This is a genomic window from Bacillus sp. CECT 9360, from assembly GCF_918741275.1.
Lineage (GTDB): Bacteria > Bacillota > Bacilli > Bacillales > DSM-1321 > Peribacillus.
In genome coordinates this window covers 35,172-59,871 of record NZ_CAKKNA010000001.1, presented here as the reverse complement: position 1 = coordinate 59,871, position 24,700 = coordinate 35,172, and the positions used below count along the sequence as shown (strand labels likewise).

Annotated in this window: 18 protein-coding genes, 1 pseudogene and 1 riboswitch; of the genes and pseudogenes, 5 read left to right on the top strand and 14 right to left on the bottom strand. The window is 41.3% G+C overall.

Annotation, left to right across the window (positions count from 1 at the left end):
* Positions 1-248: 248 nt before the first annotated feature.
* The 7 genes and pseudogenes from LQ216_RS00255 to LQ216_RS00225 form a co-directional block, all read right to left on the bottom strand.
* Complete coding sequence (locus tag LQ216_RS00255; protein ID WP_230126428.1) at positions 249-1,499, bottom strand: lactate racemase domain-containing protein; 1,251 nt, start codon at positions 1,497-1,499, stop codon at positions 249-251.
* Between the two features lie 28 nt (positions 1,500-1,527).
* The gene (locus LQ216_RS00250) at positions 1,528-2,580 is read right to left on the bottom strand and encodes a TRAP transporter substrate-binding protein (RefSeq protein ID WP_230126125.1); all 1,053 of its coding nucleotides are present in this window, start codon (positions 2,578-2,580) and stop codon (positions 1,528-1,530) included.
* A 60-nt stretch (positions 2,581-2,640) separates the two neighbouring features.
* Positions 2,641-3,918, bottom strand: a complete 1,278-nt coding sequence (locus tag LQ216_RS00245; RefSeq protein ID WP_230126124.1) for a TRAP transporter large permease subunit — start codon at positions 3,916-3,918, stop codon at positions 2,641-2,643.
* Positions 3,915-4,469 carry a TRAP transporter small permease gene (locus LQ216_RS00240; RefSeq protein WP_230126123.1) on the bottom strand — a complete coding sequence of 185 codons (555 nt, stop codon included), beginning with the start codon at positions 4,467-4,469 and terminating at the stop codon, positions 3,915-3,917. The genes LQ216_RS00245 and LQ216_RS00240 overlap by 4 nt, the downstream gene beginning before the upstream one ends.
* 27 nt (positions 4,470-4,496) lie before the next feature.
* Positions 4,497-5,525, bottom strand: a complete 1,029-nt coding sequence (locus tag LQ216_RS00235; protein ID WP_230126122.1) for a TRAP transporter substrate-binding protein — start codon at positions 5,523-5,525, stop codon at positions 4,497-4,499.
* A gap of 655 nt (positions 5,526-6,180) precedes the next feature.
* Positions 6,181-6,698: pseudogene (locus LQ216_RS00230) on the bottom strand (5-methyltetrahydropteroyltriglutamate--homocysteine methyltransferase); the annotation flags it as partial.
* Positions 6,699-6,725: 27 nt separating this feature from the next.
* Positions 6,726-6,919: riboswitch (cobalamin riboswitch) on the bottom strand.
* Between the two features lie 8 nt (positions 6,920-6,927).
* Complete coding sequence (locus LQ216_RS00225) at positions 6,928-7,767, bottom strand: oxidoreductase (RefSeq protein ID WP_230126121.1); 840 nt, start codon at positions 7,765-7,767, stop codon at positions 6,928-6,930.
* A 185-nt stretch (positions 7,768-7,952) separates the two neighbouring features.
* Between LQ216_RS00225 and LQ216_RS00220 the strand changes: the two genes are divergently transcribed.
* Positions 7,953-8,912 carry a TIGR03571 family LLM class oxidoreductase gene (locus tag LQ216_RS00220; protein ID WP_230126120.1) on the top strand — a complete coding sequence of 320 codons (960 nt, stop codon included), beginning with the start codon at positions 7,953-7,955 and terminating at the stop codon, positions 8,910-8,912.
* Positions 8,913-9,056: 144 nt separating this feature from the next.
* Here the strand turns inward: LQ216_RS00220 and LQ216_RS00215 are convergent.
* From LQ216_RS00215 to LQ216_RS00205, 3 genes are all read right to left on the bottom strand, one after another.
* Positions 9,057-10,417, bottom strand: a protein-coding gene (locus LQ216_RS00215; RefSeq protein ID WP_230126119.1) for an IS3 family transposase whose coding sequence is annotated in 2 segments (ribosomal slippage) — positions 9,057-9,961 and positions 9,961-10,417 — 1,362 coding nt in all. Because the reading frame shifts where the segments join, the coding sequence is not laid out codon by codon here.
* 75 nt (positions 10,418-10,492) lie between these two features.
* Positions 10,493-11,455 (bottom strand): rhodanese-related sulfurtransferase, encoded by a 963-nt coding sequence (locus LQ216_RS00210; protein WP_230126118.1) that lies wholly within the window; start codon positions 11,453-11,455, stop codon positions 10,493-10,495.
* Between the two features lie 601 nt (positions 11,456-12,056).
* Positions 12,057-13,466 (bottom strand): S8 family peptidase, encoded by a 1,410-nt coding sequence (locus LQ216_RS00205; RefSeq protein ID WP_230126117.1) that lies wholly within the window; start codon positions 13,464-13,466, stop codon positions 12,057-12,059.
* Between the two features lie 218 nt (positions 13,467-13,684).
* On the opposite strand from LQ216_RS00205, the gene LQ216_RS00200 reads away from it, so the two are divergent.
* Positions 13,685-13,999: a hypothetical protein gene (locus LQ216_RS00200; RefSeq protein ID WP_230126116.1), complete on the top strand. Its 315-nt coding sequence runs from the start codon at positions 13,685-13,687 to the stop codon at positions 13,997-13,999.
* Between the two features lie 160 nt (positions 14,000-14,159).
* Here the strand turns inward: LQ216_RS00200 and LQ216_RS00195 are convergent, their stop codons facing one another.
* Positions 14,160-15,017 (bottom strand): pirin family protein, encoded by an 858-nt coding sequence (locus LQ216_RS00195; RefSeq protein ID WP_230126115.1) that lies wholly within the window; start codon positions 15,015-15,017, stop codon positions 14,160-14,162.
* A gap of 282 nt (positions 15,018-15,299) precedes the next feature.
* On the opposite strand from LQ216_RS00195, the gene LQ216_RS00190 reads away from it, so the two are divergent.
* From LQ216_RS00190 to rsgA, 3 genes are all read left to right on the top strand, one after another.
* Complete coding sequence (locus LQ216_RS00190) at positions 15,300-16,154, top strand: chemotaxis protein (protein ID WP_230126114.1); 855 nt, start codon at positions 15,300-15,302, stop codon at positions 16,152-16,154.
* Between the two features lie 448 nt (positions 16,155-16,602).
* Positions 16,603-17,934, top strand: a complete 1,332-nt coding sequence (locus LQ216_RS00185) for a metallophosphoesterase (protein ID WP_230126113.1) — start codon at positions 16,603-16,605, stop codon at positions 17,932-17,934.
* Positions 17,935-18,376: 442 nt separating this feature from the next.
* Positions 18,377-19,438 (top strand): ribosome small subunit-dependent GTPase A, encoded by a 1,062-nt coding sequence (rsgA, locus tag LQ216_RS00180; RefSeq protein ID WP_230126112.1) that lies wholly within the window; start codon positions 18,377-18,379, stop codon positions 19,436-19,438.
* Positions 19,439-19,498: 60 nt separating this feature from the next.
* On the opposite strand, the gene ggt is transcribed toward rsgA, so the two are convergent.
* The 3 genes from ggt to LQ216_RS00165 all read right to left on the bottom strand — a co-directional run bounded on the left by ggt (position 19,499) and on the right by LQ216_RS00165 (position 24,536).
* Positions 19,499-21,268, bottom strand: coding sequence for a gamma-glutamyltransferase (ggt, locus tag LQ216_RS00175; protein ID WP_230126111.1), 1,770 nt, complete (start codon positions 21,266-21,268; stop codon positions 19,499-19,501).
* Positions 21,269-21,723: 455 nt separating this feature from the next.
* Positions 21,724-23,052 carry an aspartate aminotransferase family protein gene (locus LQ216_RS00170; protein WP_230126110.1) on the bottom strand — a complete coding sequence of 443 codons (1,329 nt, stop codon included), beginning with the start codon at positions 23,050-23,052 and terminating at the stop codon, positions 21,724-21,726.
* Between the two features lie 23 nt (positions 23,053-23,075).
* Entirely contained in the window at positions 23,076-24,536 is a 1,461-nt protein-coding gene (locus LQ216_RS00165; protein ID WP_230126109.1) for a CoA-acylating methylmalonate-semialdehyde dehydrogenase, read from the bottom strand.
* Positions 24,537-24,700 lie beyond the last annotated feature (164 nt).

Below are 24,700 nucleotides of genomic sequence, written 5' to 3'. Positions count from 1 at the left end.
AGGGATGTCAACAAGGGATAAATCATAGTACATCATTAATCCAAAGCCAACTATCATAAATAAGGAGCTGGTTCTTTTAAAAAGGTTAGAAGCTTTAGAGAAAGATAATGCAACTGAGACCATACCCAGCAAGCCTGAAAAATATATGAGCCAGTTGCATGGATAAAATAGTGACATTAGATAACTAGCTACAAATCCAGTATATATAACTGACATTAGCCATTTCCTTTTTAAAAAGAGACTTAAATCTAATTCAGGATCAGTTCAGACGGATTAGATAAGATCTCAATATCTGCTATCTTCTTCGCCTGAGCCAGTAAGCTTTCAGAAATCCAAATCTCTCCAATCTCTAAAGTGTTTTTTATTCTTACTATTTTCGCTTTTTCCAGGTCAAAGGCATTGCAGGTTTTAATCGCTGCTTTTACAGCCAATTCATCTGTATCCAACACCATGGGAAGCTTAACTACGGCAGTAACAGTGCTGGTGAGCGCATTTGCATATCCTTTCTCCCAGGAAATTTCATCCATTACAGCTTTTGTGGTCATGTCCGCCATCCCGATTCCATTAGCATTCCCATGCGTTTTTTCAGTCAATCCAAGAACGACTATTCGGGTAATTTCCGGTCCTCCACTGGCATATGGAGTGGCGTACCTCCCTGTAATATTAGGATCCATCCCATCACCGGAAATATCTTTTCCCAACTCATCAACAATCAGGACATCAATGGAGTCAAAATAGATTTTCGGCATATAAGATTTGGCTTCTCTCAACAATTCCGGCTCCATCTCTTCGATTTTCTCTGCCGGGACTGCAACAATTTTCGCCGGGCGGTCATATGCATTTTCCAAAGTTGCCACCCCAAAAATAATTGGCGTTTTCTTCATGGTGATCTTCGTCATTTCCAAAACATGTTCAGCCATATACTTAAAGCTGAATGCATGAGCGGCTTCTGCACCCTTTTGTTTCCCCAAGCCGATCGTAATCATTTTCATCAGTCCGCTTTCCACGGGACCTCTAAAAGCTGTGTGAGGTTTTATTCTATTGATTACGACAATTTTATCTGACTCGTAAGCAAACTTATCAATGTACACTGGCAACCCATTAGGCAACTCACCTAATTTGACTACTTCCATTGATGAGCAGATTGGAGCCCCAACTGTCTCTTCTGTCACACCAAGCTGCAAAAGAACGTCAATTTGACCTTCAGCAGTGGCACCTCCGTGACTTCCCATTGCAGGAACAATAAAGGGCTCTCCTCCGACACTCTTAATCGCGTTGACTGTCTCGCGGGTTATAATCGCGATATCCGCCACCCCTCTGCTCCCCACTGCAATGGCAACGCGGTCTCCAGGAGAAACCCTGGAGAGCACGTCACCCTCTTTTATTGCGGTGTGAACCTCTCTAGCTGTATCAGCCAGTTCGGGCGCATTGAACTTTTGCCTAATCTTTATCATTTCCGGCAAACTAACTCCTTGCAGTAGTTGTGAGATGATATCCATCATTATTACTCCTCACCAAAGGTTTATATTACTTTTCACGTACTTTATCCAGTTCAGTCATCATTTCATCAACAAGGTTTACGCCAATTTTTTCAGCAAATTTATCATTTACGGGCTGAATAATTTCATTCATTTTTTTCCGTTCTTCATCCGATACTTCGTTTATTTTCATGCCTGCTTTTTCAAGTTCTTTAATGGCTTTTTCATTTTCGCTACGGTTTAAATCACGTTGGTACTTTCCTGCTTCTTCAGCTGCTTCCCGCATAACTTTCTGCTCTTCTTCAGACAGGCTATCCCAGAACTTTTTGCTGACTAGGAAAACGAATGGCGTATATACGTGTTTTGTAAGGCTTAAATGAGATTGAACCTCATTATATTTTTGAGTTACGATTGTTGGCAGCGGATTTTCTTGTCCATCTACCGTTCCACTCTCTAGCGCCGTAAATACTTCAGAAAAAGCCATTGGTGTTGGGTTTGCTCCTAATTTTTCGAATGCATCTAAATGAACTTCATTTTGCATAGTACGAACCTTTAACCCTTTAAAATCTTCCGCTGTTTTGACTGGATGCTTACTGTTGGTTAATTGGCGGAATCCGTTCTCCCAGTATCCAAGTCCTACTAGCCCCTGTTCCGGCAATCTGTCAAGGAGTTGCTTGCCTACTTTTCCATCAAGAATGGCATCCGCTTCTTCCTCGGTGTTAAATATAAAAGGAAAATCTAACATGCCATATTCCGGAACCATCCCCACGAGAGGTGAAGTGGAAGGTGTCGTAACTTCCTGAAGTCCCGCTTGGAGTGCTTCTGTCATTTTTAAATCATCTCCAAGAGTAGCATCGAAAAAGTTTTGTACTTTCATTTTCCCGCCGCTTTTCTCTTCGACAAGTTCTTTGAATTTATTCATCCCCTGGCCTTGCGGATGAGCTTCACTGTTTCCAATGCCTGTTTTAATAGTCCTTTCCTTTATCCCGTCACCAGCTGAATTGGCAGTTGTGGTGCTATCGCCATCATTTCCACACGCGCTTAGTACCAAGACTCCTGGCAACATGATTCCTATCGCCATACGTTTCATCCATTTTTTCATTTTTCTTCCTCCTGCAAATTATTTTAGTTTATGAATTTTCTTCCTGCTGAACTTCTAAGATCATGCGGTAAACCACTCAAGAGGTACCATTACTAGAGAAGGAAAGACGATTAATAAAATCAATACAATCACTTCAACCAGGAGAAACGGCCATATTCCTTTCATTATGTCTTCCATACTAATTTTGCTTATCCCACACATTACATTTAATACGGTTCCAACAGGCGGTGTAAGCAACCCTATTGCATTGTTAAGAATAAACAGAACTCCAAAGTAAACGGGGTCGATGCCTGCATGTTCTACAATCGGCATTAAAACAGGTGTAAGAATAAGAATTGTCGGTGTCATATCCATTGCCGTCCCTATTAAGATGACTAACAAGTTGATCGCTATAAGGAGCAGCAAAGGATGTTCCATAAATGGTTCCAATAAACCAATCACTTCATTTGGCAAATTAGCTACCGTAATAAGCCATGACGAGACCAGAGCAGCTGCAACAAGGAACATAACCACACTTGTCATTTTCCCAGCATGTACAAACACTCTAAATAAATCTTTAACTTTCAATTCACGGTATATAACCAAACCAACAAACAATGCATAAACGGCAGCTACTACAGCAGCCTCGGTTGGTGTGAAAAGTCCAAATTTCAATCCTCCGATAATAATGGCAGGAAGAAAAAGTGCCCATATGCCTTGTCGAATCGATATAAAGATTTCTTTAAATGATTTTCTAGGTTGGACTTTTACTTTATCCTTCCTTGCCACAATTGCCCAAGTAACCGTTAATCCAACTGCCAGCAAAAGACCAGGAACAATACCGGCCATAAAAAGCTTAGTAATGGAGACGCCACTTGCTACACCGAAAATAATAAATCCAATACTTGGCGGAATGATAGGCGCAATAATTCCACCCGCTGCAATTAATCCGCTGGAACGATTAACTTCATAACCGCTTTTCACCATCATAGGAATCAATATCGCTCCTAAGGCTGCCGTGTCTGCAACTGCAGAACCTGACAAACTTGCAAATAATACACTCGCAATAATCGCAACATATCCAAGTCCTCCTCGTATATGCCCGACCATTGTCATAGCCATTTCAACAATACGCCTGGACAGTCCACCTGCATTCATTAACTCTCCTGCCAGCATGAAAAAAGGGATTGCCATGAGAGGAAAATTATCAGCACCGGTAATCAAGTTCTGTGCGATAATTTGGCTGTCGAAAATCCCCAAGAAGTACATTAAAGCAACGCTGCTAATCAGCAATGCAAAGGCAATCGGCATCCCAAAAGCCATTGCTCCAAGTAATGAGCCAACAAATACTCCTATCATGCTTGTTTTTCCCCCTTCCCTAGGTTTCCATCATGCATGGTTATCATTTCTTCTGAATCATTAATCATAATCAACTCGTCATCCGAAATTTTGTTAAAAATGATTCGGTATATATTATTGATTGTGATGATCCCCATCGAAACGCTTACTAGTATTCCAGTACCATAAACAAAGGATAGTGGCATGCCAACAGCAGGTGTAACACTATGTAAGTTGAGCATCGTCATCTTCCAGCTGCCATCCAGGATTAGTAGGAGTACAAATAATATTAATAAGTCGCTAATAACTAGTACAATTTTTTTCATTCTTTTTGATAGGCGTTTTACCACCATATCAACACCTAGATGTTCCTTATTTTGATAAGCTCCTATTGCACCTAAAAAAGTGAGCCAAACAAATAAGTAACGAGACATTTCCTCAGACCATGTAATACCAGAATTAAAGAAGTAGCGGAGAACTACGTTTCCAAAAACGAGAATGACCATAATAGCTAGTGCGGAAGCAAGTATAATATTTAATAGATTTTCTAAGAATGCTGATATTTTTGCCACTACATTTCCTCCTTTTATAATCAGTCGTCATTCTTCGTTAATTTTTTTATACAGCTCTTCAGCCCAGTCATTCTCTTTGAAAATTTGTTGGTATAAAGGTTCAGATGTTTTCTGCATATCTTTCATGAATTTTTCGCTAGGTTCAGTGAACTTTACTCCATTTTCTTGTAAAAATTTCTTATCTTCTTCATAGCTTTTTTCCAGTAGTTCAAATTCATAAGCTGCCGCTTCTTTGGAGGCAGTTTCTATGATTTTTTGTTGTTCCTTTGTCAAGCCATCCCAAAACTTTTTGTTTATGATATAAAGATTTGGACTAAACATATGTTTTGATTCTAGTACATCGCTTTGGACTTCATACCATCCTGATTGTCTTAGAGTGGCAATCGGGTTATCCTGACCGTCAACAACTTTTTGTTCAAGAGCAGTAAATACTTCTGATATCGGCATTGGTGAAACATTTGTTCCAAGTGCTTCTCCTAGCTTTATATAGTTGGGGATATTAGGCAATCTAAGTCGTAAACCTTCTAAATCTTTCATATTTTCAATAGTTTTATTACTTGAGATCATCCTGAAGCCATTAGCACTCCAAGCAAGCGGTTTTACGCCGTGCATAGGTTCCATATCTTCCGTCAGTTCTTCGCCGATAGGACCATTGAGTACAGACTTTACGTGTTCAAAATCTCTGAAAAGAAACGGCCATTCTGGAACACCCATCTTTGGTATATCCGATTGCATAATTAAACCTGGAATCCCCATTTCAATTGTGCCGTTCCTTACCCCGTCATAAAACTCTTTTTCAGCACCTAAAGTACTATTCGCAAAAATTTCTACTTTTAACTCCCCATTACTCTCTTCTTCCACCATCTTTTTAAACTTTTCTTTCAATGCTAGATTTTGGGGATGATCCTCAGCAAAATAGTGAGCAACCTTTATGGTTTTAGCCTTCGCCTTACCACCTGAACTTTCTTCTGAACTTCCACCGCCGCAACCCGCTAAAAATAATGAACTTGCGATAGCTATACTGGATACAACCCCCAAGAACTTTCTTTTCCTCAAATTAATTACCCCCTTGTTTTCATTACTTCTTAAATTTGAAAGCGATTACATATGATTGCAAAAAAATTTGCTCTTAGATAGTTTTATAGTAGTTTTAGTCCTTGAAACTACCAAACTTGTTTTATATTATAAAACTCGATTTGATAATGAAGAACCTAAGCATTATTATATTTAATATTAATCAATTGTCAATGATAATTCTGAAAATAAATTCTATTCAAAATATTTTATTAAAATTAGTTTTTTTACAATACTTTTTTAATCTCTTAAGTGAATTTCTACCTTTACATCAATTTCACCTATAAAAACTAATTGATCAATTTTTCCCTCTTCAAAATAAATAGAATTTTGATATCCCAATTCGTATTTAAAGTTCTCTTTTATCTTGTTGATTATTGTTAGAATTGAGGATAGAGAACTATGTTAGAGAGTTTGCTGTAAAATAGTTCAATCAAGATATAAGCCAAGTTTTGGCCTAACAGTAAAGGTTATTATTGAAAAAAAAACACCCCTATAATCGAAAATAGAATCCGATTATGGGGGTGTTTTTTTATAGTAGAAAACTATTTTTTTACAGATTTGTTGTTGAGGAAAAATGAGAAATAAATAAAAATTTAATAAATAAAAAAATAGATGTTTACTTCCAAACAGCCCGCTGGTCCATGCTCACGTATTGGCTGGCTTTTTCGAATCTAGCTTTCACATTCTCCGGTTTTTCCAAATCACCGAACTTGGAAGTGATTAAGCCTTATACAAGCTGCAGATGCTTCTGTTCACATGCCGCAATGGTTCAAAACCGCCTGAACGCTCGTCATCGAGCCCGCCAAAGATGATTTCGGACACACTTTCATAGCCTCCGGAGGCCACGTAAGTAGATTTAAAGTTCCCCCTGCTTATGTGCATCGTAATGATCATATCTTCCGGCTTGTTTATAATAGATTCATTGATTCCTCTCACAAATAGCTTTGCCAGTTTGTCAGGATCCTGCCCTTTTTAAGTGATCTGTTCCCTGCCTGTTTCCGAGAAGAATACTGACCAGGAAGTATCGTCTAATTGCAAGTAGCGGCAGCCTGCATCATAGAATGCCTGGATCGTTTTTTGATAAGCAACGCTGATATCATCAAAAAGTTCATCTTGATTCGGATAAACTTCCTCTTCAATATGTCCCCGGAAAGCACACACCCTATATTCCCGTAGGCTTCATGTCTTGTATAAACAGGCAGGTCTCCTGACTCATCAACATCGCATCCTTCGTCTTCCTGTTTCATAAAACAGTGACCTCCTGAATGCTACTCCGATTTAAGTGGCGGGAACCGACCCGGACTTTCACGGCTTCCCTTTTAAGCTGTATATGTATCTCACACTCATCCAACACCCATTTTGATTGTTTCTTATCACTTAATTAATTCAACCTTTTTAATACAGCCTTCTCCCATGATCTCCATGGTAGTGAGTTTTTTAGCCTGATGCTTAGTTTCACTCCTTTCCCGACTGGGTGCCTGAGCGTCATATCATTTAGCTGTGAGAGATCAGCTACCTTATTGGCAACTTCCTGTGGATTTCCGTATTGAGGCTCGCTTTTCAGCAGGTGGTCTTCTAATTTTCCCATCCATTCAAAGTAGGGCGAATCTACCTGCAGGGATCTCTCAGTTACTTGTTTTCCTGTTGACCAAATGTTGGTCTGATAAGAACCTGGTTCGACTAGGGCTACATTGATTCCAAGTGGTTTCATTTCAAGCCGAAGACATTCGCTCCATCCCTCGAGGGCGTATTTGGAAGCAACATAAGGGGACATCCCTGGAAAACCGATTCTGCCGCTGATGCTGCTTATATTGATGATGTTTCCATTTCCTTGCTCACGCATCAGCGGTAAAACTGCCTGTGTAACGGCTATCAAGCCAAACAGATTGGTTTCGAATTGTTGTCTATATTCAGCGACCGGAATTTCCTCGACAAAACCAGCACCGGCATAGCCGGCGTTATTAACAAGTACATCCAACCGCCCGAGCGATTCTAATAATCTCTTCAAACTTTGAATGGACGCTTCTGATGTTACGTCAAGCTCATGAATTTCGATGTTACGCTCTATTCCCAATTCCTTTGCTTTCTTCGTTAATATCTCTCCTTTTTGAAGATTCCGCATCGTAGCGATCACCTGAAATCCCCGTCTAGCTAATTCAAGCGATGTCAAAAACCCAAAACCGCTTGATGAACCGGTGACAATTGCAATTTGAATTCCCATATTATCCCCCCTCCTTCTTTTATAACAAAGAAGGCTCACAAGCACCATTCATTTGTGGTATCTAATGAAATCAATCTTTTGACTTTATCGCTGTTAAAACATAACATCGGTATATTATTATTTTTCAATAATATTGAAGATGATAAAAATAAATAAGGCTCATGACGAAGGAGGGTTTGTCCGGCATGCTAGAACACCGAGCATTTCAAAGACTGTATCAACAAGATAAAATGACACTCGGCTTTTCGATCCCGACTGAAAGAATGTCCAAAATGCCAAGAATGGAAAATCAATTGCAGCTCGCCCGTACGATTGAAGATTTTGGTTTTGCAGCACTCTGGCTACGGGATGTTACGATGCAGGATCTTACTATTGATGATAATGGCCAAATGTATGATGTCTGGATCTATTTAACGTATCTTGCGGCTCACACTAAGCAAATAGCATTAGGAACTTCTAGCGTCGTCCTTCCCTTACGCCATCCGGTTCGCGTCGCTAAGGAAGCCCTTTCGATACACCGCTTGTTTCCGGATCGCCTCATCCTTGGTGTCGGATCTGGTGATCGGGCAAAGGATTTTACAGCTCTGGGAATTGATAAAGAAGATAGTGGACACCTTTTTAAAGAGAATTTCGAGACCATTGACCGATTGCTGAAGGAAGAAAGTCCGACCATTCATTCCGATCATGGTGTTATAGATGGAACAGTCACAAGATTGATCCCCCAACCTAATTCACCGGTTCCACTAATGGCAACGGGCTTCAGCCGCCAGTCGATGGAATGGATTGCCGAGCATGGCGATGGTTGGTTCCAATATCCCAGAAGCCTCCAGCAACAAACGATGTTAATCAGAGATTACCGCGCAATGGTCGAAGAAAAATCTCCGGGTGTATTCAAACCGTTTACTCAGTCGTTATTTATCGACTTATCTGAAAATCCCGATGCACCTCCCGTCACCATTCCATTAGGTTTTCATGTCGGACGAAAATATTTATTGGAGCTGCTTCACCAATTCCAAGCAATCGGCGTCAATCACCTTTCATTTGTCTTGTATTTCTCTAAGCGTCCGCCGGAAGACGTCATCCTTGAACTTGGTGAAGAGATTTTGCCGCATTTCCCTACGCATTCACTTACTGATGAAAAATAAGGAGATGAACCCCTGTTTTGCAAAGCATACAAACGGTTGTATGCTTGACACGCAATCAATAACAAGCATGATTGAAATATAGTTCCCAAAAATAAAAACAGCCACTTCATGAAGTGACCCCATAAAGTTAGACAGGTTATTTCGTTAGGCAGCTTGTTGGGCATGAGTCCGGTATTGTACCGGGCTCATGCCTTTTAACTTTGCCTTGATTCGTTTGTGATTATAGTAATCTATATATTTTGCTAGTTCTAGCTTAAAGTGTTCCACACTTTCAAATTCTTCTAAATAAAGAAATTCCGATTTCATAATTCCAAAGAAATTTTCCATAACAGCGTTATCGTAACAGTTCCCTTTACGAGACATACTTTGCGTAATGCCATGTTTACTTAGGGCATGACTGTATTGTGTCATTTGGTAGTGCCAGCCTTGATCAGAATGGATAAGGAGTGTATCCTCATCTGTTATACGTTCAAAGGCTTGGTCTAACATAGTTGAAACAAGTGAATAGGTCGGTCTTGAACCGATTGTATATGTGATGATTTCGCCATTAAATAAATCCAACATTGGGGATACATATAGCTTCTCTCCAAATAATTTGAACTCCGTAATATCTGTAACCCATTTCTCATTTGGTTTCTCAGCTTGAAAATTGCGTTCTAAAATATTCGGCGCAATCTTACCAACCGTTCCTTTGTAAGAACGATATTTTTTCATTCGGACAAGGCTTTTTAAGCCTAGTTCTTTCATGATACGCTGCACCTTTTTGTGATTTACTTGATGTCCGAGATTTGTAAGTTCATCACGAATACGACGGTAGCCATAACGACCTTTATGTTCGTCATAAATGGTTTGAATCCATATTTTTAGCTCTGCATCTGGATCCGGACGACCGAGGTTTTTCACCCAATAATAATAGGTGCTACGCGGAATGTCTGCGAGCTTGAGAAGTGCTCTCACCGGAAACTCATGCCTTAATTCATAGACTACTTGCGCTTTGTCTTGTTTGGTGATTTTTCCTTGTTTTGAACTAAGGCATTCAACTTTTTTAAGTAGGCATTCTCCATACGCAGGCGCTCTACTTCTGCTTGGAGAGCTTCAACCTGCCCATCAGCCGCCGCTTCATTTTTCGTTCTTTTATGGTTTTCTTTTTTCATCGATGGACGCCCCTTCTTTTTCGAGTCTAGGGCGTCCATTCCATGTGTACGTAGTTGAATTTGCCATTTTCTAATCTGACTGGGTGATGAAATATTAAAGATCACGGCAGTTTCATTTGGAGACGTCCCATTCTCGTTCATATAATTGAGTACGTCTAGTTTATAACGCATTGAATAGGCTGTATAGCTTTTTTCAAAAGCTTTTATTCCGCGATATTCAAATTGTTTGATCCACATACGAACCACTTCAGGGTTTGCCTTTACCTGTTTTGCGATTTCTCCCACACTTTCGTTTCCCAGTTGGTATCGTGTCACAGCATCCAATTTTTGTTCCTTGGAAAATTTCGTCACAAAAAACTGCACCTCCAATTGTTAGTTGTGTCTAACAATTGGGGTGCAGTTCATTCACTGGCTGTTTTTATAGGTTTATAAAGAAACCTTTGTACTATCTATCTCATTTAATCTTGATTGAATTTCACTTTTGTTTAATCCGTGTTCTTTCACATATAAATTCTCCGGGTGAACCCGACATTCATGGCTGCAGCTCCGCATATAACGATTTTCATTTTCCTCCGTGCAGAATATGCGTTTATCGCATTCGGGATTTGCGCAATTTACGTATCGTTCGCAAGGTTCGTTAGTAAAGTAGTCCCGTCCGACAACTACAGTTTCCACCTTATTAATCGGCACACCGATTCTGTCATCAAACACATAACACTGGCCGTCCCATAGCTGCCCTTTTACTTCTGGATCATTGCCGTACGTAACGATTCCCCCATGTAATTGGGCAACATCTTCGAATCCCTCTTTCAACAGCCATCCAGAAAACTTTTCGCAGCGGACTCCGCCGGTGCAATAAGTCAGGATTTTTTTGCCTTCTAATTTTTCTTTATTCTCTCGGATCCAAGCAGGCAATTCACGAAACGCTTTTATATCAGGATTGATTGCATTGCGGAAATGCCCCAGTTCGTATTCATAATCGTTCCGAGCGTCGATTACAACCGTATCCTCCTCTTGCATTTGTGCAAAGAATTCCTTTGGTTCGAGATATGTCCCTGTTAGCTCCAGAGGGTTCACGTCTTCGTCCAAACCTAAGGTGACCAGCTCTCTGCGGTGACGGACATGCATGTTCTTAAACGTATGCTGGTCGGCATAATCCATTTTATACACCATATCTTTAAAGCGGATATCCCGCTGCATATGCTCCATATATTCCTCAGTTTGCTCCAATGTCCCCGAAACCGTTCCATTGATCCCTTCACTTGAAACCAGAATCCGTCCTTTTAATCCCACTTCTTTACAAAACCGTAAATGGTCCTTTGTAAACCTTTCAGGGTCTTCGATCGTGACATATTGATAATAAAGCAAAACTCGATATTTATTCTCCATGTTCATCCACCTCATATATTGTAAGTGAATCATCAGCTTTAAATCAGATATTAAACTTTTTTATTTTTAAAATAATCATAATCAAGATTTTAGAATAACATTTCCTTTGATATATTTCAATTGGACGTGCCGTTCAAATATGAGTAACACCATGTAGATAATACCTTCCGAGGATTTCAAAACCATATTGCGAAAAAATCAGGGTTTTCAGAAGGAAGTACCGAAACCTTAAAGGGAGAAATAATGAAGATCTTCGTCTTTTCATGTCTAAATCTGCGTATAAAAAAGATGCTAAGCTGTAACTTAGCATCTGCATGTAAAAAATATAGGTAAGCGAAGGTCCTTTTTTCTGCAGAATTTACATTTTATCATATGTCTACAGAGGGGCTTTAATCATTTAAACGATCATTCATCTGATTTAAACGAAAAACATGATGATTTAAATGAAACTACCGGTCAATTAAACGAAAACGTCGTCCATTCAAACGAAACGCATTTTCGAGTATGATCTTAGCAACATCTAAATCCACTGGTGATTGTTGTAAACTGAGGAACCTCACGAGTTGTTTTTGTTTTTGGTCCCTGTTCTTTTACAAATCAATTATTCAAATAAATCATCAATGAAGTTTCTTCCCTCATCATGATTCCGGGCAGCTTCCAACGCATTACTGACATCGATCAACCCGCTGCCAAAGTCTTCGTCATTGCCGCGTGCGCCGATGTCATACGCGGTATCTTTAATAATGTCCATGACCTCTCTATTTGTTAAATCAGGGTTTTCAGAAAGCACGAGGCCTGCCAGTCCTGCTACATGAGGCGAAGCCATGGATGTTCCCGACATCGCCGCATATTGCCGATTTACATACGTACTTGGAATTTGGACGCCAGGAGCTGCAACATCGATATAGTCTCCATAATTCGAAAAAGAAGCGCGTTCCCCCGTGTAGCTTACGGCAGAGACACTAAGAACTTCCGGATAAATAGCAGGATAGCTCGCATCGCTCGTATTTTCGTTCCCTGCTGCGGACACTAGGACCACGTTGTTAGCATAGGCATATTCGACAGCTTCTTTCATCAAGGAAGATGGATGATAATTCCCTAAGCTCAAATTGATGACATCTGCCCCGTGATCAACCGCCCAGATAATCCCCTTTGCTATATCAAAAGTAGTGCCATACCCTGCTGCGCTCATTGCTTTAATCGGCATAATCTTATTAAACCATGTAAGCCCGGCGACTCCTTCACGGTTATTTGTTTCAGAGGCAATAATACCGGATACGTGGGTGCCATGGCCATTATCATCTTGAGGAATGTTATTATCTGCCAGCACATTGTATCCCTCCGTTACCCGCCTTCTTAAATCCGGATGATTTAAATCGACACCCGTATCTATGACTGCGATCACAATATCTTCATCACCTCTTGAAACATCCCAGCCTGATTCTGTTTGGATGACAGGCAAGTTCCATTGGTATTGCTCACGGTACAACAAATCATTCGGCAAATTGATTTGATTTTGCAGATAAAGATAATTTGGTTCTGCATAATCAACTTCATTTTGGCTGTTAAAATATTGAATCAGTTTTGGCGTTGTCAAATTATTGGAGCGGAAGACGAATCTGGAATCGAGATTTTTCATTAGTGTGCCGTCGATGTCCGCCATCATCTTGTTCATGATCTGTTTGTCTGGATTTTGTTTGAATTTTACCGATACTTCTTTTTTATTATAATGGCTCTCCCTATTTTCATTCTGGTTAATAAGAAACACGGCAGGATCAGTCCTTAAATGCTTCTTGATATTTTCTCCGTCAGCAATGCTGTTGATCTGCAGGAGCTGCCGGCCGTTATTAACATTCTGGATTCTTGAAACAGGGACATTAAATCGGTTATTGGCAGTATTAATTTCCGGATTTCGAGTATTTCTTTCGTTATGAGACAAAAAGACCGATCCAACCGTTATAAAGATCGCAAAGGAAATAGTAAATAGTAAGAACCTAGGTATTTTTCCCATGAAGGCACCCCTGGAATCAATTTGATTTTATTAGTTTGTTTTTGTCATCGGTATTTAACGATGGCAAATAGTGGTGTTTAATCTCATGGGATTAATCAGGTTCTAAATTTGTTTTCATTATGGAATTCATTCATCTCCAAATTTGTTGTAAGTAGGCCGGCTTTTGCGGTGCATATGATAAAACCGATTGAGATGAATTTTAAGAAAGAAAGTTACAAATGAACCCTTACCGACAGTACCCATATGGAATGTCTTACAACCATCCGCAATTTGCCGGTGATTTCCCGCAATATCCCGAAGCTGAGATGTGGGCAAAGCCGATGGTCAAACAACCTTTTTATCCTCATTTGAAATCAGAAGTGATAAAGAAGATTTCTCCTTTTGTTAAATACGGCCTGGAGGAGGCGAAGGACACTTCAAATATGCATGTTTTGCAGGAAGTGGCGGCTATGGCTTATTTAATCGGCAAAGGCATGAATCCGCATACCGCGTATTTAACCGTTGAATCATGGGAAATTAATGAGATGTTTTAAGCACCATACGCGTTAAGAGATATGTAGCCAGTTACCTTCTACTGCTGTCGGACATAATTACATGAGAAAACAAAAAAACGCTATTCTTTCAGTTGCCATGAAAGAATAGCGTTTACCTCTTACTTAATAATGGTTGCCTAACCAGAAATGTTCTCCCTTCTTAGTCAAACATCCCGTTCTGATAATCCCTGAAGGCCTGGACGATTTCTTCCTCCGTGTTCATCACAAACGGTCCGCGATGTGCAATCGGCTCGTTAAGCGGTTCGCCACTGAGAACCAATACGATTGTATTTTCACTCGTAGCTTCAAGTAAAATTTTTTCGCCCTCGTTTTTAAAAAGGACAAATTGCTGCGAAGACACATCTACTTCCTCATTGATTGCTGCAGAGCCCTTGACTATGAAAATGCCTGTATTGTAGTCGCTCGGGAACGACAAATTTGCTTTTCCACTGCGATTAAGCCGGACATCAAATATATTCATTGGCGCAAAAGTGGATGCAGGGCCTTTTATGCCATTGTATTCACCTGCGATGACTCGCACGGTTCCTCCCGTTTCTTCTAGCGGAACATTTGGAATTTTATCCACGTTAAGCGATTGGTATTTTGGTTCAGTCAGTTTGTGTGCTTTAGGGAGATTGACCCATAGTTGAACGAAATCAACCGCTCCTCCTTCAGGAAGCTCCGGAAACTCCATATGTTGAATCCCGGAACCGGCTGTCATCCACTGAACCTCATTCTGGTGAATCGTGCCGCCATTTCCTTTTGTATCAAAGTGGGTGATGCTGCCTTCAAATACGATCGAAACCGTTTCGATTCCTCGATGCGGGTGTAATCCGTCGGTTCGGCCTTTGCCGGAAATCGGAGGAAATGTCATTGAAGGACCGTGATCCATGAAAAAGAAAGGGCTCATCCTTTGGAGATTTTCATACTTTGGAAGGTAATTTCTCACAGTAAAATCCCCAACCTGGAATGGATCTGAACCGCCGAAAACTTGCTCTATTTGTTTATAATTTTTCATAAAAATTTGGGCCTCTCTTTTTTCTTCAGTCGGATTTACATAATTCTATTATGACAATCTTTTGTATAATCGATCTTTTGAAAATGATCCTTTGTTTAGTATAGCAGTTTTCAATTAGAATAATGCTGTTGGTGATTGTATGGAGAGCTATTAATCTTTTTAAATAATTAGATTTGCACTTCCCTATTTCATTCATAAATTTTACTATTATATTGAATGGAATGTATCTGCTTACATGTAACCTGAACCTAAAGTGAGATTATTTTATAAAGGAGTGGAAAGATGTATAAAAAACTAGCTGTGGCGATTATTCACGGGATTGGCAATACTACGCAGGAATTTGCAGTGGATATGATTTCAATGATCAATCAAGAATTCGATAAAAGATTACACCATCTAGTTCAAAATCCATCCTCCTATCTGATCATTCAGCCCGTTCATTGGGCAAAGGTATTTGCCGACCGGGAAGAACAATTGCTAGAAGATATCGTTGTGAAAAGCGGTTTGGATTTTCAAACGCTACGACGTTTTATCATTCATTATTTAGGTGATGCGATTGCCTATCAACCGGTAGAGACGGCGAAGCATAATTATCAGCGAGTCCATGATCAAATAGGCGCCCACCTCAACATCCTCGCCGAAACAGCCGGCAACGAAGCACCTTTATGCGTCATCTCCCACAGTCTCGGTTCTGTTATTGCAAGCAATTATTTCTACGATTTGCAGTTTAAAGAGCAAGAGGTAACTTCGGTAGTGAATGAGGCCTCACCTTTGGAAAAAGGGGATACGTTAACCCTATTTTATACTCTTGGGTCATCCCTTCCTCTTTGGAGTTTACGTTACCACGACTTTGACCGGCCGATAAATATTCCATCATCTAAACTTGAAGATTTTCACCCTGGTTTAACAGGGGAATGGATCAACTTTTATGACAAAGATGATATTTTAGGCTATCCCTTAAGAACAGCCAGTGAGAGTTATCATAAAACTGTCAATGAAGATAGAGAAGTCAATATTGGTAATGTATTCACAAGCTGGAATCCACTATCCCACTTTCGTTATCTTACGGATAAAGATGTGATTGAACCAATTGTAGATGGGCTGGTATGTACGTGGAGACAGATAAATCGTCTATAAACTACATGTAAATGTCAATCTAACTGTAAAAAAAAGCTTAAATTGACACCGAGCAAAGCCTCCTTACCTTTTTCAAAGTATCGGTCCGCTTACACAATAAACTGGGCGTATTACGCGTTAACATTCTCTTGTGTTACGGTTTTAAGAAACGAACCAATTAAATCATATACTTCTTTAATATCATCCTTGGAATCTATGATACTGAATATATTGAAGAAACCCTGAATTCGCCCTTCTACTGGAATGATGACAGACATCATCCATAAAATGGAATCTTATCTTAGCTCCAGTTCCACTCGTTTGTCTGCCCCTATGTAGAAACTTTTAAATCTGGATATTACCTATCTGATTGAGACATTCTAGAAATATAAAGTTTACAAAAAATTCATAGCTAATTAAACATGTTCCGTTACGATAATAGAGAATTTACTATATAGGAGGTTACATTATGAGAGGCTTTTTCTTAGATAAAAAGAAAGAAATTAGTCTGGCAATTATCATTTTTTGCTTGATCGTTTCGGCCTTGCCTTGGAGTGCAAAAGCAGATTCTAATCCCGACAAAACCGCCGATGGAAAGAAACCCGAACTTGTGTTTCCTGTTATTAGTGATGTACATATTGAAAAAAGCGGAACGATGGACTTACAAAAATTTGAGGCTGCTTTAAACCAGTTGAACGAACAGGCCCCAAACCAAGATGCATTTGTCGTAGTGGGTGACTTAACAAATAATGGGTTTCAGGAAGAATATGATCGTTTCTTTTCATTGTACAATGCAAAAAAACAGCCTAAAGCCTCTTCCCTTTTTACTATCGGTAATCACGACTATTGGAATGGCCTATCTGAAGAAAATGCCCAAAAACGATTCCTTACCGAAACAGAAATGGAATCTATTCATTACCACAAGAAAATCAAAGGCTATCATTTTATTATCCTTGCTCCTGAAAACGGTGTAACGGAAGGATATTATTCCAAAGAACAAATTGCTTGGCTGGATAAGCAATTGAAGCAAGCTGAAAACGATGATCCTAAGAAGCCAATCTTCGTGTTTCTGCACCAGCCAATGAAAGATACTGTTTTTGGCAGTGAATGGGGCACCGTAACGAATCGTGACCTTCTATATAATACTCTGAAAAATTATCCTCAGAGCATTAATTTTTCAGGGCATACACATTATCCATTAGATGATCCAAGAACGATTCATCAAAAAGATTTCACATCGGTTGGAACTTCTTCTGTAAGTTACATGTGGACTGAGGCTGGCTACCTTCAAGGCGAATTGCCGCCTGGCCATGAAAGCATTAGTCAAGGGCTAGTCGTGGAAGCGTATAAAAACAAAGTTGTGATTAAGCGCCGTGATTTCCACAATAACGATTGGACAGGCAAACCTTGGGAGATCAAATATCCGTTCAAAACAAATACGTTTAAATTTACGGATACAAGAGACCAAATTAAACCTTCTTTCCCCAAAAAAGCTGATATCTCGATAGTAGAGAACAAAACAACATCAACGAGTACTGCCATTAAGTTTACTCAAGCCACGGATAATTTACTATTGCATTCTTACAAAGTAACAGCCAAAGAAAAAGAAACCGGCAAAATAGCGAAAGAATTTAAAGCCTTCTCTGAATACTATAACGATCCTATCCCAAATCAATTGACACTGCCGGTTGAAGGCTTAAAAGCTGATACCACCTATGTTTTCGAGGTCATGGCACTCGATGCTTTTGGAAACCAAAGTAAAAAAAGTTTAACAATTGAGGGTAAAACAAAGGCTAAGTGAGGTTAACTTTTGGGAATTGTAGAGTTTAATCAACAATAGGCATTTTAAGCATAATTAAAAGAAACTTTACTGTATCCCAGCAAATCTTCCTTCAACAATCGATTTAACGAAAACCGTCTGAATTTTTGATTAACCTGTTTACAATTCGTGCTTACTTTAATATAGTTATATTAATTAATCGTCTAAGGAGGAATGTTTTATGAATGTAAATACTTTTAACGCTAGAAGAAGTGTCAATTTCATACCACAGCCCTCCGGAAAAAAAGACATTTGACGTTTGCTTTTCAATGATTGAATGTGTACTTTTACCATGGGCTGTGATCATGGCTCATGGTTTTCTATTTATAGGAGGAATCTGTCTTTTGGCAGATTTCAACTTGAGAGACCGGTGCGCCGGTCTTTTTTGCATTTAAAAAACATTCAATCATTGGAGGAATTAACATTGAATTTAAAACAATTAGGCTATGATAAATTTTTTGAAGAACATTTCGCTTCAGTTGCTGAGGGGAATTATTCAGTAGGACGGGTAGCGCTTGAGCATAAAAGAATGTACCGTCTTTTTACTGAAGAAGGGGAATTGCTAGCGGAGGTCACAGGAAAACTCCGATATCAAGCATCCGAACGCCAGGACTTCCCAGCGGTAGGCGATTGGGTTGTGATTACCGCAAGGCCGGAGGAACAAAAGGCCACAATCCATTCGATTCTGCCGCGGAAGAGTAAATTTTCGCGGAAACAAGCAGGCAACACGACAGAAGAACAAATAGTTGCCGCCAATGTGGACACGGTATTTCTCGTCAATGCCCTTAATGCAGACTTTAACCTGCGCCGGATTGAACGTTACTTGCTCATGGCGTGGGAAAGTGGCGCGAATCCGGTCATCGTCTTAAGCAAGGCCGATCTTTGCGAGAATATAGCTGAAAGAATTAGTGACGTGGAAAGAATTGCAATCGGTGTACCCATCCATGCGATCAGCGCTGAAAAAAATAACGGCTTAGACCAGCTGGCTCCTTATTTAACCGAGGGCAAAACCGTCGCCCTCCTTGGTTCTTCAGGAGTCGGCAAATCAACCCTGACCAATGCCTTGTACGGGGAAGATAAACAGGCAGTCAAAACGATTAGGGAAGACGATGACAAAGGTCGCCACGCAACGACGCACAGGGAACTTATTCTGTTAAAGAACGGCGGAATCGTCATTGATACGCCGGGGATGCGCGAGCTTCAACTCTGGGATGCAGACGAAAGCCTGAGCCACAGCTTTTCCGACATTGAAGTGCTGGCGGCACAATGCAGATTCAGGGACTGCCAGCACACGACTGAACCGGGCTGTGCCGTACAACTTGCCCTGAACGATGGCACATTGGATAACGAGCGCTATAGCAATTACGTGAAACTTCAGCGGGAACTCGCCTTTCTCGCCCGGAAAGAAGACCAGCGCGCGGCCCTTGCGGAAAAAGCCCGCTGGAAAAAGATCGCCGGAGACCGTACAAGAGTCAACAGGAAGTAAGGATACGGCACCATCATTAAAAACAGGCAGCGCCCATTATCGCGGGCGCTGCCTGTTTTGTCATCTTTTTTTCTTCTTTTTTACCTCTACTCCGATCGATGCGCCGTTTCTGCTTGAATCGGCAACTCCTTTGTAAGTGCCGTTTTTATTGATCTCGATGCTCTGGACATTACCGATTGTTCCTGGGGTTGTGCCAAATTTATGACCCATGCTGTTCAGTCTGCTGAGCACGGTGGCCGGTATTCCCTGTTCGAACTGATAGGAGTTGATATTGTTGCTGTATATTCGTGGCTCTTCTACTGCTGCCTTGAGCTCCATATCATATTCGACGCGATGAAGTATTGTTTGCAGCACCGAGGCAATGATGGTCGGGCCGCCTGGTGAACCTACAGTCAATACCGGTTTGTTTCCTTCAAATACAATCGTCGGCGTCATGCTGCTTAACGGACGTTTATTCGGCTGTACTTCGTTCACCCCGCCCGGAACCGCATCAAAGTCGGTCAGTTCATTATTCAATACAATCCCATATCCAGGCACGACAATTCCTGTACCGAATACCTGCTCGATGGTTGTCGTGTATGATACGACATTGCCCCATTTATCAGCTACTGTGAAATGTGTTGTTTCGCCGTTCTTCTTGGCATCATTTTGCTTTGTCACCTTGTAATTCGGCTTAGATTTCTCATATTTCCACGGATCTCCCGCTTGGGGGTTTTGATTCGCTTTTTCCATATTGATAAGCTGCTGGCGCTCCTTTATATAAGAGGGATGCAGCAAGCCATTCAATGGAACTTTAACGAATTCTGGATCTCCGGCATAAGCCGCCCTGTCCGCGTAAGCAAGGTGCATCGTTTCCGCAAGTAAATGATATTTTTCTGCCGACTTAACGTCATACTGAGATACATGATAATCGTCTAATAATTTAAGCATTTGCAATAGAAACACTCCGCCTGAACTTGGCGGCGGCATGCTGGCAATTTTATAGCCCTTATACTCGCCCCAGATGGGTTCGTCGATTGACACATTATATTTACGGAGGTCTTTTTTCGTCATGGAACCGCCATAGCTCTGGACTGTCCTGGCGATTGCCTCACCGATCTCGCCTTCATAAAAAGCATCTGTCCCGCCTGAACGAATTTTTTTAAAGGATCTAGCAAGATCATCCTGTTCAAGGATTTCTCCTTCCTTCAGCGGTTCCCCATTTTTTAAAAAAATGTTCCTGGCCGCTGTCCGTGACAGTTCTGTTTGATTATCAGCAATCGCTTTCGCGAGGACTGAGTCAATCGGGAATCCCTTGTCGGCAAGACTAATAGCCGGATCAATCAGCTTTTTCATTGGCTGTGTTCCCCACTTATCAAGTGCTTTTTCCAGACCTTTCAACGTTCCTGGTACCCCAACCGCAGTCCCGCCTGATGAACGTACATTAAATGGAATCGGCTTGCCGTTTTCATCGAGAAACATGTCCGGTGTTGCTCCTTGGGGTGCCCGTTCGCGGCTGTTGATGATGCTTGTTTTCTTTGTCTTCGCATCATACACCATCATGAATCCGCCGCCGCCGATTCCTGACATCATCGGCTCAACTACATTCAGTGCGAATTGAATCGCCACCGAGGCATCTACTGCATTTCCTCCCTTTTTCAGCACTTCAGCACCAATTTCTGAAGCGATCGGATGGGCTGTAGCAACCATGCCATCTCTTCCCATATCGACCTGGCTGTACTTGCCATAATCAAACGTTGGTTTCTTAGCTTGTCCGTGGATCGGCACATTGCTCAAAATTAATAAGGCGCTAAATAGGAACATTACGAAAATCCTGAAATTTTTCTTCATGTTTTCCCTCCTATATCTGTTTCTTTCTTCTTAAAGTTAATTAATTTGAAGAGATTAATCTAGCAATAACACTGAATATTCAAAAAAATAATTCGATTATACTATAGTGTAGGTTATTTAGTTTCAGTATCTACCTTTTTAATCTTTTCATGTTCCTATTAAACATTCTGCAATTTCTATTCGCTTTCTGCCTCCAAACAGAAAGAACGAAAAGTGCGGAACCATTTTAATAAAGTCTATGATGCAGAATATCGTGATAAATGATTTTTGGAAGTTTGGATGAAACCCGTTTTTCAGCAAAGCTGAAAGGCTGTTCTGGCTCCGTTAATCGTTTGCAGAACGTTCACTTTCTGTCTCGATTCACGGAGCCAGAGCAAAAACGAGCCAAAAATCAACAGAATTTTATAACAAAGCCTAAAAAAAGATGGGGAAACCATTCCCCATCTTCCTCCGTTTTATATTCTTGAAAAACTTTCCTTGACCGTTTTCACTATAAACGCCAGGTCATCATCGGTAAGGCTTAACGGCGGTGCGAGCGTCAAAACATTATTATAGCCGGCCACAGTGTCCCCGTTCTTCCCGATGATCAGCCCTTTTTCTTTACAGGAATTGATAATCGAATTTACCTTTTCGATTTGCAGGGGTTCTTTTGAAACCTTATCTTTTACTAATTCAATTCCTACTAATAGCCCTTTACCACGGACATCTCCTACCATGGAATGATCCTTTAATTCTTGCAATTCGGCCAGCAGCTTTTCCCCAAGCTCCCTTGAGCGTTCAAAGAGATTCTCTTTTTCATAGATTTCCAGATTCTTTAAAGCTAGAGCGCAGGCAGCCGGGTTTCCCCCGAATGTATTAACATGGCGGAAACGGTCATACGCATCATCCCCAGCATAGGCTTGATAGATTTCTCTTTTGACAGCTGTAGCCGATAATGGCAGATAGGCGCTGGTAATTCCCTTAGCCATCGTAATAATATCGGGCTTCACATCATAATTCATGAATCCAAACGGCTTTCCGGTCCTGCCGAAGCCACAGATGACTTCATCACTGATTAACAGAGCGCCGTGCTTTTCACAAATCTCTTTCACCCTTGCCATGTATCCTTCCGGGGGCACTAAGATGCCGCCGCCGGTGATGATCGGTTCCATAATGACACCTGCAATCGTCTCACTCAATTCCCAGGTCATCACCCGGTCGATTTCCTCCGCAGATGATAATGATGGATTGCGGTACGTATCAGGCGGAGCCACGTGCAGAAATCCCTGGCCAAGCGGCTCGTACTTGAATTTTCGCTGCGCCTGGCCGGTTGCAGCCAGTGCCCCCATAGTATTTCCGTGATAAGAACGATATCTTGAGATGAACTTATAACGATTAACTTCACCTGTTTGTTGATGGTATTGTCGGGCTATTTTAAATGCGGCTTCATTCGCCTCCGAACCGCTATTCGAAAAAAAGATGACATATTCATCGCCCAGCCACTCATTTAATTTTTCAGCTAGCTTTATCGCCGGAATATGGCTTTGGGTCAATGGTACATAGGCGAGCTCCTGTAGTTGCTTAAATGCAGCCTCAGCAAGCTCCTGCCTCCCATATCCGACGTTGACGCACCATAACCCGGACATTCCATCCAGGTAACGGTTCCCGTCACTGTCAGTAACCCAGGCGCCGTCCCCCTTGGTAATCACCATATTTGTTTGTCCGGGTGCAGAACCTTTCATGGAATGCCAGAGATACTTTTCATCCGCTTCTTGCAGCGAGAGCGTATTTTCCAGGTTGTGCATGACATCAACTCCAAATCTGAAATTTAATACCGGGCAGTAAGCATTTTTTTCCGTGTATAAAACTCGACGCCGTCTTTGCCATTGGCGTGAAGGTCACCATAGAACGATTTCTTGTATCCTGAAAACGGGAAGAATGCCATTGGTGCCGGAACACCTAAATTGACGCCAAGCATCCCTGCATCGATTTCATCACGAAATTGACGGATGGCTTTCGCGCTGTCTGTATAGAGGCAGGCTCCATTCGCAAATTCCGACTGATTGGTAAGTTCAATCGCTTCGTCAAGGCTCTCCGCCCGCACGATTGATAAAACGGGGGCAAAAATTTCGTCGCTCCAAATCTTCATGCTCGTTTTCACTCCGTCAAAAATGGTAGGACCGAGAAAATATCCTTTATCATCGACCTTGTCGTTTCGTCCATCCCTGACCAATCTCGCTCCCTGTTCTTCTCCGGATTCGATATATTTCAGTGTCCGTTCTTTATGGGATTCGCGAATGACCGGTCCAAGGAATACATCTTTGTCCAAGCCATTACCGATAATGATTTTATCAGCTGTTTGTTTGAGCTTGCTGACGAGTTGATCCGCAATCTCGCCCACAGCAACAACAACAGAAGCGGCCATACAACGTTCCCCCGCAGAACCAAAGGCCGCCATCGTAATATTGCGAACGGCATTTTCCAAATCCGCGTCAGGCAAAACGATCGAATGGTTTTTCGCCCCGGCCAGCGCCTGAACACGCTTACCATTAGCAGCAGCCGTTTTATAAATATATTCGGCAACCGGCTGGGAACCGACAAAGGAGATAGCCTTCACATCATCGTGGGTTAATAATCCATTCACTACATCATGTGCACCGTGGACTATATTTAGAACCCCATCAGGCAAACCGGCATCCTTCAGCAGCTCTGCCAACCGGTTTGCGAGTAATGGTGTCCGTTCGGATGGTTTTAAAACAAACGTATTTCCGCAGGCAATCGCTAACGGAAACATCCAACACGGCACCATCATTGGAAAATTAAACGGTGTAATCCCGGCGATTACCCCGATCGGATAGCGATACATTCCCGATTCGATCCCACTTGCAATATCAGGAAGCTGATATCCTTGCATCAATGTCGGAATACCAGAGGCAAATTCTACACACTCTATCCCGCGCAGCACTTCACCATAAGCTTCTTCATAGCTTTTGCCATTCTCCCGGGTAACCAGCTTCGCAAGCTCTTCCCAGTGTTCTGTCAAAAGCTGATGATAGCGGAACAATATTCGCGCCCTCTGCGGAACAGCTACTTTCTTCCATGTTTGAAACGCTTCCTTTGCAACAGCTACGGCATGCTCTAAATCCTCACGGGTCGAAAGCGGAACTCGTGCCAGTAGTTCACCTGTGGCCGGATTCGGGACAGCTTCATATTTCTCACTGGAGGAATCAACCCAGATCCCGCCCACAAAATTTTTTACTATTTTTATAGCTGGTTCAGTAATAGCCATTAAACAAAACCTCCATAGGGTCAGAATATTCTGCCTGATATTGTCCTCATTATATAAGGATTAGGTGGAGGGTTCATTAGACATAATGTATAGAAAACGTTCTGATTTTCCGACAAATTGTAAGTCAGCCATCTATCTAGAGAATACAGAATGTATGGGGTAAG

Coding starts and splice junctions, on each gene's coding strand:
- LQ216_RS00255 (WP_230126428.1), bottom strand. CDS start 1,499: ATGGATATCATCTCACAACTACTGCAAGGAGTTAGTTTGCCGGAAATG.
- LQ216_RS00250 (WP_230126125.1), bottom strand. CDS start 2,580: ATGAAAAAATGGATGAAACGTATGGCGATAGGAATCATGTTGCCAGGA.
- LQ216_RS00245 (WP_230126124.1), bottom strand. CDS start 3,918: ATGATAGGAGTATTTGTTGGCTCATTACTTGGAGCAATGGCTTTTGGG.
- LQ216_RS00225 (WP_230126121.1), bottom strand. CDS start 7,767: ATGGGAATTCAAATTGCAATTGTCACCGGTTCATCAAGCGGTTTTGGG.
- LQ216_RS00220 (WP_230126120.1), top strand. CDS start 7,953: ATGCTAGAACACCGAGCATTTCAAAGACTGTATCAACAAGATAAAATG.
- LQ216_RS00210 (WP_230126118.1), bottom strand. CDS start 11,455: ATGGAGAATAAATATCGAGTTTTGCTTTATTATCAATATGTCACGATC.
- LQ216_RS00205 (WP_230126117.1), bottom strand. CDS start 13,466: ATGGGAAAAATACCTAGGTTCTTACTATTTACTATTTCCTTTGCGATC.
- LQ216_RS00200 (WP_230126116.1), top strand. CDS start 13,685: ATGAACCCTTACCGACAGTACCCATATGGAATGTCTTACAACCATCCG.
- LQ216_RS00195 (WP_230126115.1), bottom strand. CDS start 15,017: ATGAAAAATTATAAACAAATAGAGCAAGTTTTCGGCGGTTCAGATCCA.
- LQ216_RS00190 (WP_230126114.1), top strand. CDS start 15,300: ATGTATAAAAAACTAGCTGTGGCGATTATTCACGGGATTGGCAATACT.
- LQ216_RS00185 (WP_230126113.1), top strand. CDS start 16,603: ATGAGAGGCTTTTTCTTAGATAAAAAGAAAGAAATTAGTCTGGCAATT.
- ggt (WP_230126111.1), bottom strand. CDS start 21,268: ATGAAGAAAAATTTCAGGATTTTCGTAATGTTCCTATTTAGCGCCTTA.
- LQ216_RS00170 (WP_230126110.1), bottom strand. CDS start 23,052: ATGCACAACCTGGAAAATACGCTCTCGCTGCAAGAAGCGGATGAAAAG.
- LQ216_RS00165 (WP_230126109.1), bottom strand. CDS start 24,536: ATGGCTATTACTGAACCAGCTATAAAAATAGTAAAAAATTTTGTGGGC.